The 11,903-nt window shown below is 46.0% G+C and carries 11 protein-coding genes; 2 read left to right on the top strand and 9 right to left on the bottom strand.

The window, feature by feature from the left end; genetic code table 11:
• Positions 1-32: 32 nt before the first annotated feature.
• Together XZ46_RS01385 and rnc are read right to left on the bottom strand one after the other, a co-directional pair.
• Positions 33-1,112: a Gfo/Idh/MocA family protein gene (locus tag XZ46_RS01385; RefSeq protein ID WP_006621987.1), complete on the bottom strand. Its 1,080-nt coding sequence runs from the start codon at positions 1,110-1,112 to the stop codon at positions 33-35.
• Positions 1,105-1,845 (bottom strand): ribonuclease III, encoded by a 741-nt coding sequence (gene rnc / locus XZ46_RS01380; RefSeq protein ID WP_006621988.1) that lies wholly within the window; start codon positions 1,843-1,845, stop codon positions 1,105-1,107. Before rnc ends, XZ46_RS01385 begins: the two co-directional genes overlap by 8 nt.
• A gap of 281 nt (positions 1,846-2,126) precedes the next feature.
• Between rnc and cysK the strand changes: the two genes are divergently transcribed.
• Positions 2,127-3,095, top strand: a complete 969-nt coding sequence (gene cysK / locus XZ46_RS01375; protein WP_006621989.1) for a cysteine synthase A — start codon at positions 2,127-2,129, stop codon at positions 3,093-3,095.
• 66 nt (positions 3,096-3,161) lie between these two features.
• Here the strand turns inward: cysK and XZ46_RS01370 are convergent, their stop codons facing one another.
• The 6 genes from XZ46_RS01370 to XZ46_RS01350 all read right to left on the bottom strand — a co-directional run bounded on the left by XZ46_RS01370 (position 3,162) and on the right by XZ46_RS01350 (position 9,152).
• Complete coding sequence (locus XZ46_RS01370; RefSeq protein ID WP_006621990.1) at positions 3,162-4,406, bottom strand: Sll1247 family protein; 1,245 nt, start codon at positions 4,404-4,406, stop codon at positions 3,162-3,164.
• A gap of 87 nt (positions 4,407-4,493) precedes the next feature.
• On the bottom strand, positions 4,494-5,765 hold the full coding sequence (iscB, locus tag XZ46_RS01365; RefSeq protein ID WP_008051965.1) for an RNA-guided endonuclease IscB: 1,272 nt from the start codon (positions 5,763-5,765) through the stop codon (positions 4,494-4,496).
• A gap of 576 nt (positions 5,766-6,341) precedes the next feature.
• Entirely contained in the window at positions 6,342-7,139 is a 798-nt protein-coding gene (locus XZ46_RS01360) for a tetratricopeptide repeat protein (RefSeq protein WP_008051963.1), read from the bottom strand.
• Positions 7,140-7,305: 166 nt separating this feature from the next.
• Positions 7,306-7,443, bottom strand: a complete 138-nt coding sequence (locus tag XZ46_RS27870; protein ID WP_006617292.1) for a photosystem II reaction center protein K — start codon at positions 7,441-7,443, stop codon at positions 7,306-7,308.
• A gap of 101 nt (positions 7,444-7,544) precedes the next feature.
• Positions 7,545-8,657 (bottom strand): tRNA guanosine(34) transglycosylase Tgt, encoded by a 1,113-nt coding sequence (tgt, locus tag XZ46_RS01355; RefSeq protein ID WP_008051961.1) that lies wholly within the window; start codon positions 8,655-8,657, stop codon positions 7,545-7,547.
• Positions 8,658-8,702: 45 nt separating this feature from the next.
• Complete coding sequence (locus XZ46_RS01350) at positions 8,703-9,152, bottom strand: hypothetical protein (protein WP_006621994.1); 450 nt, start codon at positions 9,150-9,152, stop codon at positions 8,703-8,705.
• Positions 9,153-9,663: 511 nt separating this feature from the next.
• Here XZ46_RS01350 and cobS point away from each other — a divergent pair.
• Positions 9,664-10,464 (top strand): adenosylcobinamide-GDP ribazoletransferase, encoded by an 801-nt coding sequence (gene cobS, locus XZ46_RS01345; protein ID WP_008051957.1) that lies wholly within the window; start codon positions 9,664-9,666, stop codon positions 10,462-10,464.
• Between the two features lie 10 nt (positions 10,465-10,474).
• Here the strand turns inward: cobS and XZ46_RS01340 are convergent, their stop codons facing one another.
• Positions 10,475-11,791: a hydrogenase gene (locus XZ46_RS01340; RefSeq protein WP_228116450.1), complete on the bottom strand. Its 1,317-nt coding sequence runs from the start codon at positions 11,789-11,791 to the stop codon at positions 10,475-10,477.
• Positions 11,792-11,903: the final 112 nt, after the last annotated feature.

Genomic DNA, 11,903 nt, shown 5'->3' with positions numbered 1-11,903 from the left:
CGCCTCCCGGTCGGGGGGCGCTTTTTGTTTGTTTAAGTCTCTGAGGAATTATCACGGACGGGGTGAGGGAGTCCTCCTGTTTGTAGAGATTGACTTAAACCCCACAGAATATCGACTAATTCGGCTCCGATTTTACCGGAAGAAATTGGACAGGGTTGATTGGCTTTAACACATTGAAAAAAGCGATCGCATACTTGTTTTAAAGGTTCCCCAGGTTCGACCTGTAAAACTTCCCGACTTTGACCTGCTCCTTTCCAGCCACCATTGACAGGCTCTAAATAGCCGCGTTGTAGAGTTAAAGGAGACTCGGAGGATAATTCATCAAAAATCAATGTTCCTTGGCTTCCGACGACTGCTAAACGGCGCTGTTTGTCAGGATTTAACCAGCATAGATGTAGGAAAACTCGAAAGTTATCGGGGTAAGTGAGGGTAGCTACTACTAAATCAGATAAACCTGGTTTACTATCGGGAAAGGCTGGGGAATTATCCTCGGTTTGCAAAAGACGATCGCCTTGTAGCCAGACAGTTCCGGTGGCTTGTACGGCTACAGGTTTTTGACCCAACCAGGTATTAAAGATAGCAATATCATGAATCGCTAAATCCCAAAGAGCATCAACATCTTGTCGGACAGGTTCTAGGTGAGTGCGGGTAGCATAGCCGTAGCGTAGTTGACCTAAGACACCTTGAGCAAGGACTTGTTTACCCTGGTTAACTACTGGATGGAATAGATAGGTATGATCGACAAATAATTGTCGATTTTGCTGTTGAGCCAGTTCCCAAAGTTCCCAAGATTTAGCGGGGTTTATGGTTAAAGGTTTTTCGGCTAAGACATGATAGCCACGTTGTAGCGCGACTGAAATTAAGTCATAATGAGTGCAGGCGGGAGTAGCGATCGCCACAGCTTGTAGTCCCGGAACTTCCAGAGCCGCCAACCCATGCTCAAACATTTGTTCAGGGTTGAGTGTAAATCGTTCTCCCACAGCTTTTAACTGTTCGGAATTACTATCAGCTACTGCTATTAACTCAAACCCAGAATGATTTTGAAAGTTTCGGAGCAAGTGGACACCCCAGCGTCCTGTACCGAGAACTGCTATTTTAATCGGGTCATTCATTATCTGTTTGTCCTCCATTTTTGGCTACTGATAAAAAAGCCACACGAGCCGCCGCCTGTTCAGCAGCCTTAATAGTTCTACCTGTTCCTGTACCTAATTGTTCTCCCCTCAGCCACACGGAAGCGGTAAACCGCGCTTCATCACCAGCATAACCTGTTTCATTAACTTTATATTGGGGCAAAATTTTATAGCAACTTTGAGTCCATTCTTGGAGAGCAGCCTTATAATTTTGGCGAGCCGGATCATTAAAAATATCAGTAGCTCGCTCTAGCAGGTGCTGATCTAACCAAGGACGAATTAACTCTAGGGTATTGGTACTGAGATAAAGTGCAGCCAAAACAGCCTCAAAACAATCTGCTAAACGAGATTCTTCTCCCAGGCGATCGCGGGTAGCACTTCCTCCCACGAGCAAATATCTTCCCAAACCATAGCTATTAGAAATTTCCGCCAGAATGCGATCGCTCACCAAAATAGATCGCACCGCCGCAAACTCTCCCACGGGTGCATTAGGATAGGTTTCTAACAAAAGTTCTGAAGCCACCAGACGCACCACGGAATCACCAACAAATTCCAGTTGTTCATAATTATCCTGAGTGGAAACACTGGGATGAGTTAGTGCCAAATCAAGTAATTGCCATGCAATCTTCTGTTGAGTAGATAATCCCAAGCGTTCAATTAACTTTTCTAACTGATTTTGTCTTTGTGGATGACTAACTCGGTTAAACTTTTGCAACTTTAATGACCTCAAATTTAACTTTTATGGTATCTACCATCTGTGGATTTAACCATAATTATAACATAATATATCGAGGATATACTAGGTTAATTATGATTAAATTGCCGCAGATATGTGGGCATTCAATTATGGGGAAGTATCAGCAAAAAGCCCCTTATTTTAGCATATATATTGAGAGTTTGACAATTTCTGCTGTCCACACTGGTCAGGTTCACGGTTGACTTTTCTCTGCCCAAATCACTATAGAATTGAGGTTAACTGTAGTTATTGAGATCACCATGCGTATTGCTCACAACATCACAGAATTGATTGGTCGTACCCCTTTGGTACAACTGAATCGAATTCCTCAAGCTGAAGGCTGTTTAGCTCAAATTGTGGTTAAACTCGAAGGGATGAACCCGACAGCCTCAGTTAAAGATCGCATTGGAGCATATATGATCGAAGTTGCGGAACTCGAAGGCTTGATCGCTCCAGGTAAGACTACCCTAGTGGAACCGACATCAGGAAATACTGGCATTGCGTTGGCTATGACAGCGGCGGCGAAAGGCTATGAGTTAATTTTAACGATGCCTGATAGCATGAGTTTAGAACGGCGTTCTATGCTCCGCGCCTATGGAGCTAAATTAGAATTAACCCCCGGTTCCAAAGGGATGAAAGGAGCGATTCAGCGCGCCTATGAACTGGTCGATACGGTTCCCAATACCTATATGTTACAGCAGTTTAACAATTTGGCTAATCCAGAGGTTCACCGCCGCACTACGGCTGAAGAAATTTGGCATGATACGGATGGACGGGTTGATATTTTAATCGCGGGAGTGGGAACCGGTGGTACAATCACGGGGGCGGCGGATGTGCTTAAACAACGGAAACCACAATTAAAAGCGATCGCAGTTGAACCCACTAACAGTCCGGTTCTTTCTGGTGGTGAACCTGGACCCCACAAAATTCAGGGTATTGGTGCAGGATTTGTCCCAGAGGTGCTGAAAGTAGCCCTAATTGATGAGGTAATTACAGTTAGTGATGACGAAGCCTTTAGCTATAGTCGCCGTCTAGCGAGGGAAGAGGGGTTACTATCTGGGATTTCCTCGGGTGCGGCTTTGTGTGCGGCGATTAAAGTGGCTCAAAGACCAGAAAATCGAGATAAGTTAATTGTGATGATTCAACCGAGTTACGGCGAACGTTACCTCAGTACCCCGCTATTCCAAGATTTACATGAGGAACAACAAACCCTGCTAATTAATAATTAATCAAAGGGCTATATTGTTGGTTGGGGGGAGGGTTGATTATGATTGATTCTCCCTCCCCATTCTGGTCTAGGAAATCTTGAGCGATCGCATAGCGGATGATCCGAAATGAGTGCTAAAAGCAATATTTAGATTTTCCAGGGACTCAACCAGCCAAACAACTTGGGGTCGTTCAAAATTGCCATAATGCGTAAATAACACAGCGAATCGTTTTTCTAGTTCTCGTTTGGTTTGCCGACATACCAAAACAATTTTTAGCATTAAACCCATGACGTTAGTAACGCCTAGGTTATTGGTGAGGTCAACTAAGACAAAATGCTGAGGTTTTTGGGCGCTTTCAACTACCAAAAAATCGAATAGTCTTTTACAGGTTCCGGCAACTAGACTACTGTTGACCATAACAGAATCATTGTGGGATAGGGTGTCTTTTAGGGTTTGCTCCAGCCGCCTTTTAAAGTAACGGTTAGCATATTTACCATCCATAGAGTTTGTCAAATACTCATATAGCTCCCCTTTAAAAGCATGATATGAACTAGCCTTACTACTCTGTTTCAGAAATAGTTGAGAGGACTCATTATAGGTGTATCCCCCATCTACTTGTCCGGTAAAGTGGTCAATAGCTTGGCTAAGTTTACGATCGCTCAATAGGGTAGGATTATGGGGAGGATTTACGCCCAATTCCTGGATGGTAGTTTTTTGTTGATAAGTAATGTATTGATACAAGTCGCGATCGAATTTACGTCCCGCCGCCTCCTGCATTTTCCGAATTTGCTGACGTTGATCAATTTCACTATGATCGGTCAAAAAACAATGTTCGTACAGATAGGGATAACGAACAATCAAATTTTCTAGCTTGGGTTGACAATCTGGTTCGGGTTTGGTGCTATCTTTAAAAGCATTAGCGAGCCGACGTAGTGCGCGATATTCGTCAGTTTGCACAAATTTGTAGAGTAATCTACGCAAACGATGAGCGGTCCAGGAAGAGGGTAAAGTAGTCGGTTCTATGAGAAGTAGATCAATCAGTTCTGGAATAGCCCACTGTAGACGGGACTGCTTCTGCCATTGGTTAACCAAAATATAGCAGCAGCGGTTAATTATAAACGGAAAGCGATCGCGGACTGATTCGGAATCAACAATTCTTTCCAAGGCTTCCCAAACTTCCGTGACTTGATATTCCTGGTCACCCAAAAACAGACAACGAAAACAAGCAAGCATATCCTGTGGGGATGACACCCCAACCAACTTTTGCAAGTGGTTGTACAGGAGTTGCTCGTCCAAGGTCGTCTGATGATAGTGGGTGAACCCATAATTCATCACGTAAACCTCTTGGGAGCGTGGAAGCCCCGTGTCTTTAGACCGGGGAGGAAACGCGACAGGGGGACTTTAGTCCCCGTCAATCTTTCAAGCATAGGCGTAACCATCCTTCCTGTGAATCGGTTGGCAGTATTTGTGGCTGATGCCTGCCACCCGTACCGAAGCGGTGGTAATATCAAAACTACCAGACGCACGGCAGAGAACCCGTCCTAGATATGAGCCAATTTTCTTCCCCGCTGTGACCAGTGCCGTCACCATGTCGCCAGTCTGAAAGCCTTTATGAATTTGCCTCCTGGAGCGGTGACGATTCGGGAATCCGTACTTATTCGTCCCGCACATCTGACGGGTTCCATGCCCCTTTGCTAAAATCAGCAACGGTTTTGAAGTCAGAACTTCGAGTGATTCGACTGGTCCAACACAGGCAGTATCAAGCCAGTGAGCTTTAGGTAGGTTGAGCCTCAGTCGATTGAACTTCGTTTGTCCGCCCGTTCCTGTGGTAACTGGGAGTCCTGTTGCTTTCAAAGCATTGAACAAAGCCCATCGGGTCGAGTTAACGGCTGCTGCATCTTTAAGCGGCGATTTTACCTGCCTGAGAAGACGACTCAGTACATCAGGCTGGCTCGATAAAAAATCCCGAATGTCCCCATTGCCTTTGGCTTGATTGCATGAGTGGCAAGCCATCGTCAGGTTAGAAACCCGGTCAGAGCCACCCTTAGACCGAGGCTGGATATGCTCAACTTCAAGTGGTACATTTTGAGCCCCACAGTAAGCACAGGTTCTGCCCCACTTCTCCAACAGGTATTCTCTGACTTCATAGCCTTGTAATTCTCCCTGCTGATACTCAACACCTGATATCTCAGGGTTTTCCATCAATTGCAGGTCGAACCGTACTAGCTCTTGGGTAATGCGGCCAACTGGGGCAAGTCTACGAAATCGGTGAACCCAGGTCATTAGAGTATCTACTCGATGCTGCCAGCTGGGAGCTAACCAACCTTCGGGACGAGTCCGATTCAAGAACCGAGCTGGTCGATATCGGGTCTTGCGGTTTCGTCGAGAACGTCGGAGTTGACGACGAGAGAGCAATGCTTCTTTAATCTGCTGTCCTCGGTGCTGCAACTCGGCAGCAAAGATAATATGATTCCCTTGCTTCAAGGCAATTCCAGTGACTTTAGAGCCTGGGTCTAATTTGAGTTCGAGCGGTTCAGGATTAGCGTCAACCTCCTTGTTTAGAATAATGGTGAATGGGTAGCGTCGAAATACCGATGCTTTCCCGGCTTTGAGCAGTGATCGTGCTACCCCTGGCTTGCACGGTGTCAGGGGCTTGCGGTTGGTATCTAAAACGAAAATATGGTTAGACATTGTTGCGTCTGTTCTGATTGCTCGTAACGTTTGCGCTTGCGCTAACGCGCACGCTGCGCGAACGCTAATGTTCAGAGTCGGTACTTTCCAAATCGCACTGTCTTAACCCCTTAGAACTGTTTAACGATTTGGTTCTAGTGCCTGGAACTAGCACGCATTCCAGGGTAGGAACTTTAACTCTTGCTCTGAACGTAGCCAGTTAAGGCTTAAGCTGGTCAGCTACCTGAAAGCGGGGGGCACGAAGCCCCCGTGCTTCAGCCGGGGGTGCTGACTGACCCTTGAGACTGCCGCGATCAAAACTGATCAAAACTGATAGGTCTGATCAAATCCTTAAAATATGTCCCTAAACCCAGCCCATGACGAGAGGAAACCGGGAAAAATGCTATATTATAGATGCGATACTTTGTTTAGTCTCTATGTCTGTCCTGTGGTACAGGAGTCAGACGGACACTAAGGTTAAGTATCTAACACCCGTCTACCCACATTCTAGGCAAAACATAACACCAAGTCTATAAAACTTTGGTAAAATTTGCCGGAAGTTTGTAAAGATTCGGTAAAGGTGTGTGCTAACGGGAATTAATTCTCAAATTTTTCTAAGGTATCGATCGCCTTTTGGTATTTCTCGAAATTACCCAAATCCAGATATAGGTCTGCGGACTTCTGTAGGTCAAAGATAGCGCCTTGGCGATCGCCAATTTGGTAGCGACTGATGGCTCGGTTATAATAAGGTTCCGGGTCTGATGGGTTGATATCAATAGCTTTGTTATAGTCATCAATAGCCCTTTCACGATCGCCAATGCGATAGCGAGCATTCCCGCGCTTAAAATAGGGTGCTGGGTTTCTGGGGTTAAGGCGGATCGCCTCAGTAAAATCATTAATCCCGGTTTGATAATCTTTAAGATTTTCGGAATAAATTAATCCCCGCAGGTAGAAAGCCCGATCATGAGAGGGGTCGAGGCTGATCACCTGGGTAACATCATCAATAGCCGGCCAGTATTGTTGAACTTTGACACGGGCAATGGCACGATTATAGTAGGCATCAACATATTCAGGATTAATGCGGATAGCTTGGGTAAAATCAGCGATCGCCTCAGTCAAGTTATTGCCGATCCTAAACCTTACCACTCCCCGGTTATAGTAAGCGAGGGCATGGTTACGGTTGAGGCGAATAGCTTGGGTAAAATCAGCGATCGCCCCTTGTTTATCTCCCCGTTGGTAGCGTGCTACACCGCGCTCAAAAAACTCTGTAGCAGTGATTTGACTAACAACCTCTTGAGAAGACCGGGCTACCACAGAGGGGGGAACTGCCTGAGTTAAAACTATAGTTGTCAATACAACAACAGACTTGCACAGGGCGATCGCATTAGTAGACATAAGAACTTTATTTCTGAAATCCTGATTAAGACCACCTCAACCTAGCAACATGATGGCATAAGTCCAGTGAAGTTGGCGCTTAATATTGTTACTAGGGGCTATCGGCACGCTAGGCTGTGGGATTTCACGCCTCACTATAGAACCGATAGCCTGAGCTGGTTTGGGCTTATCGGAAACCGACAGCAGCTTGCCACACAAAAGCCAACAGCAGGAAAAAGACGGGAATAACGGGCAAAATATCAACAACCGGGCTAAAAATCGAGTAGGCTTCTGGCAATTTTGCCAATAGCAGTGCTGCTTCCATGAATCAATTAACCTCTTACTAAAATATGGCTTACAGAATTTTAACAAATCTTTGCGACAATTCTCATTTTAGCGATGATTTGTCAGTTTATCGGGCTAGGGTTAGGATTGAACTTGCAAATATTGTGCGAACTCGTCAGTAAAGCGATCGCCCAAAATCGCGTCTCGGATACGGGTAGTAAACCTAATCAGTTCAGTAACATTATGAATACTCAGGAGAGTATAGGCTAAAAGTTCCTTAGCGCGTACCAGATGACTAATATAGGCGCGGCTAAAATTTTGGCAAGTGTAACAAGGACAAGATGGGTCGAGGGGGCGAAAGTCCTCTCTAAATTGGGCATTTTTCAAATTCCAGCGTTCTCCGGCCACCAAAGCCGCCCCATGGCGAGCCAAACGGGTAGGAATGACACAATCAAATAAATCTATACCAGATGCGATCGCCTGTGCCATTTCCCGGTAAGTTCCTATCCCCATCAAATATCTAGGCTTATGGTCTGGCAAAATGGGGGTAGTGACGCGAACCACCATTTCCATTAAATCGGTAGGTTCACCGACACTCACCCCTCCAATGGCATAACCTGGCAAATCAAATTCTACTAATTTTTTAGCTGCTGCCACCCGTAAATCTGGGTAAACTCCTCCTTGTACGATACCAAACAGGGCTGCCTCTGGTCGGTCATGAGCAGCTATGCAGCGTTCTAGCCATCTAACAGTGCGATTGGTGGCTGCGACCACATCTTCCCTAGAAGCTGGATAAGGGGGACACTCATCAAAGGCCATAATCACATCAGCCCCTAATTGATTTTGTATCTCAATGGAGCGTTCTGGGGACAATTCAATAATTGCCCCATCGTGAGGCGATCGAAACCGTACTCCTGCTTCTGTCACCGTCCGCATTTCACTGAGACTAAAAACCTGAAAACCGCCTGAATCGGTCAATATCGGACCATTCCAGCCCATAAACTTATGTATTCCCCCCGCCGCCGCCACAATTTTCTCCCCTGGTTGTAGGTGCAAATGATAGGTATTGGATAGCACCATTTGAGCGCCCGTATCCAGGAGTTGAGCCGGGGTCAAAGTTTTGACATTAGCCAAGGTTCCCACTGGCATAAATCGGGGGGTTTCCACGATACCATGGGGAGTGACAAAAACTCCTGCCCTCGCGTGAGTGTGAGTGCAGCGAGTCTGTATTTGAAACGAAAATGATTGGGGCATGAAGTCTAACTACAAAACTGAGAAAATCAGATCAATTGATGACAATTAAAAGGGGCAATCATCATCATCAATGGGGGTATCCCAGTTATTTGATAGGACTTGATCCATGACTGCATCAAAGGCGGCGGCTTGTAAGTTCCTGGTCGCCTGGTCTTCTAAAGGATTAGACATAGGAACTAATCGCAGTAGTCGCCCATCTTGCACTAAGTCGAAATAGGTTTCATTATCGGAGGATTGTTTCAGTTCCAGATAATCAAAACTGTAAACATTCAAATACAAAGCATGGTTAGCAATGAGAGTAGCCTGCTGTTGATCCGCAAACACTTCCAGGATCTGACCTTCGCCTTGGCTTTTTACCTGGTTGTCTTGGATATGTATATAACGAACCCGACCGAGGTCAACCAGCAACTTCTGCATATCGCGCTTGTTAACAACGATTCCGGTATCGATAATACATGGAGCAGACACCCTGCAATTTAATTGATCGTAACTCATAGAGCAAAAGCCTCTAGTTTTATAGTTTCTCCTAAACCAAAATCGCCACCTGGCACCTTTACCTAGTTAAGCCGATAGTTATAAGGTCAGTTTCACGCAGAGAGTTTAGGACAATTTAGCACCCTAGGTATGACAGATTTTTTGCCTGAACCTTTGACCGTATAAGGCTTAACGAAGCAAGTTTTGAGAAAAACAGAGTAATTTTACTACTTCTATTGTCTCGCCACTTGCATTCTTCTCAAAAATCTACCCATAACCCGGTAGCTGAGATTATATTTCAGCCTGTCGGTGTTGGATATCTAACTTTATACACAATTGTAGCAAAGGTAGGACTGTGAAAGTCGATCTGATCAGATTTTCTTGATGTTTCTTGACTTTTGACTTTCCATAGCCAGGATGAACTATCTTGGCGGTATTAGAGTATATGTTTAGACCCCAACAGGTTTGATCTCAATTGTGGCACAACCTAAGAAATATTATAGAGCTATGGCAAAATTGAAGTTTAAGTTTTATGAGTTTTGAGACAGTCTGGCGATCGCTGATTAGGTATATGGTACAGCTACGAGCGGCTTTAGCTGCTGCTGTGGCTTTCTATACCTGCTTACCTATTCCTCCGTCTTGGACGTTAGAGTTTCGGGGAATTGCTAGACTCGCCCCGGTAATGGGGTTAATGATTGGGGGATTGTTAGGGCTGGCTGACATGGGTTTGCAGTTGCTAGGCTGTCCGGTCTTAACGCGCTCGGCTTTGGTGGTGGTAGGTTGGATTGGGATTACTGGGGGACTGCATTTAGATGGGGCGATGGATACTGCTGATGGGTTGGCTGTGACTGACCCCCAGCGACGCTTAGAGGTGATGGCTGATAGTTTGACGGGAGCTTTTGGGGCGATCGCCGCCGTAGCTATTTTACTGCTGAAAACCGCCGCCCTCGCTGATTTAGACCGCACACGCTGGTTAATTTTGATGGGGGTGGCTGCTTGGGGACGCTGGGGACAGTTAGTAGCGATCGCTCGTTATCCTTATCTGAAGGCACAAGGAAAGGGAGCATTTCACAAAGATTTAACCTATTCGCCGTTAGATTTACTCCCTGGGGTTGTGCTACTTTCCGGGTTGAGTGGGTTACAGATTTGGTTAGAACCCGGACGCTGGCTGGTGGCTGTGGGTTTACTGCTTGGGGGAAGTGCGATCGCTATTCTGACCGGAACCTGGTTAAACTACCGTTTAGGTGGGCATACCGGAGACACCTATGGGGCTGTAGTTGAGTGGACAGAAGCCCTATTATTATGTTTACTGGTAGCCCTAGAGGGAGAATGACCCAGGGGGATTATTTTTTGGGTTCTACCCAAACTTTTATCCCCTCAACTCGTAAAGATTGCCCACGAGTACCACAATATTGACCATTACTACAAACCGGAACATCTCCCTTATTTTGAATATGGGCATTATAGAAAACATCATATTTCGGGGCTTCTGGTCCAGCCAGCTTAATCGCAAACCCTTCTATTTGGCGATTTTGTCCCGGTTCTCCCACCATTTGACCGTTGGAGGCTGTGGGACTATCACCAACTTGAGCAATATGAGCCATGTATTGTATATCCAAACCCGGAATGGGAGGATTAATCGCCATTTGGAAAGCCTCCAAGCGGCGACCTTGACCCTTAGTTCCAGCATATTCCCCGCCGCCAAAATCGCGATCGCCTAATCCCTGTAAATGCACTCTCACACGCAGCCCCACAGTTCCCGGTTTAACTTCCGGTTTCCCCGTAGGCTGACCGACAATGGCAGTATTGCCGAACACAATATTGTGGCCATCAATAGTTAAAGGTTTCGGGTTAATTTCCACACTGGGAACAATAATCACATCACTGGGGGCCTTCGTGGTGGTAGGTTCTTCTAGGATGACAATATCTGGGTTAGCCGTGGGACGTTCAACTGCTGTCACATTCAATGGCGGTTGAGTCGTAGTTGACCCCCCCGACTGACTGACAATTTTTCCTCTGGAAATAGCTACCCCCAAAGATTTACCAAAAGTATTGTCGAGAATTTCTGCCGATTTTGCCCACTGTTCATCATTGAGTTGTTCTCCGCTATTCACCAAGTTTAGTAGAATGTTGAGGGGGTGCTGTCCGGTCACCAATGCTTTTAGCTGTGGGTCTGATTTCAGATCAGCTTGGGAAATGTGCTGTTTGAGTTGTTGGGCTTGTTTGTGGGCTTGTTGTAGGGGTGCAAAGTCTTTCTGTTCGCTGTGGGTCAGCCGGAGAATTTGCTCTAGCAAGGATAAAACCTGCTGAGGAATGGCTCCCTCATCTGTGGCTGGGGCTACTTTTTGGTATAACTGCTGTAAATCTACCAGGGATCTCGCGACTACGGCGGTGGTTTGTCCCCGGTTTTGTAGTTTTTGTTGGAAATTGGCGAAATCACGGTTATAGTTAATCAACCCTTGCAGCAACTGCTCACTGATGGGAGTGCCTGAGTCTTTCAGGGCTTTTGCTGCTTGTTCTAATGCCTGTCCTAGTTTAGGGTAGCGATCGCCTAAACTGTTTAGATGTTGTTGTAGGTCGTCTGTTGCCATCATTTCCCCTCCATTACTGATCAGATCATCCCTCGGCTCATCATAAATTATGGCGATCCAGGCAGGCAAGAGGTTGGGGAAAACTCAACCCTGTACATACAACTAGACCTATAATCATGGATACCCGTGATCTGGCTCACCTAGTCAGTGGAGATTTAGATCAGATGCTGATCAGCCGCAA

Origin of the sequence: Limnospira indica PCC 8005 (assembly GCF_000973065.1) — a bacterium.
In the GTDB taxonomy this organism is placed as follows: domain Bacteria; phylum Cyanobacteriota; class Cyanobacteriia; order Cyanobacteriales; family Microcoleaceae; genus Limnospira; species Limnospira fusiformis.
This window is presented reverse-complemented; position numbering and strand designations above follow the sequence as displayed.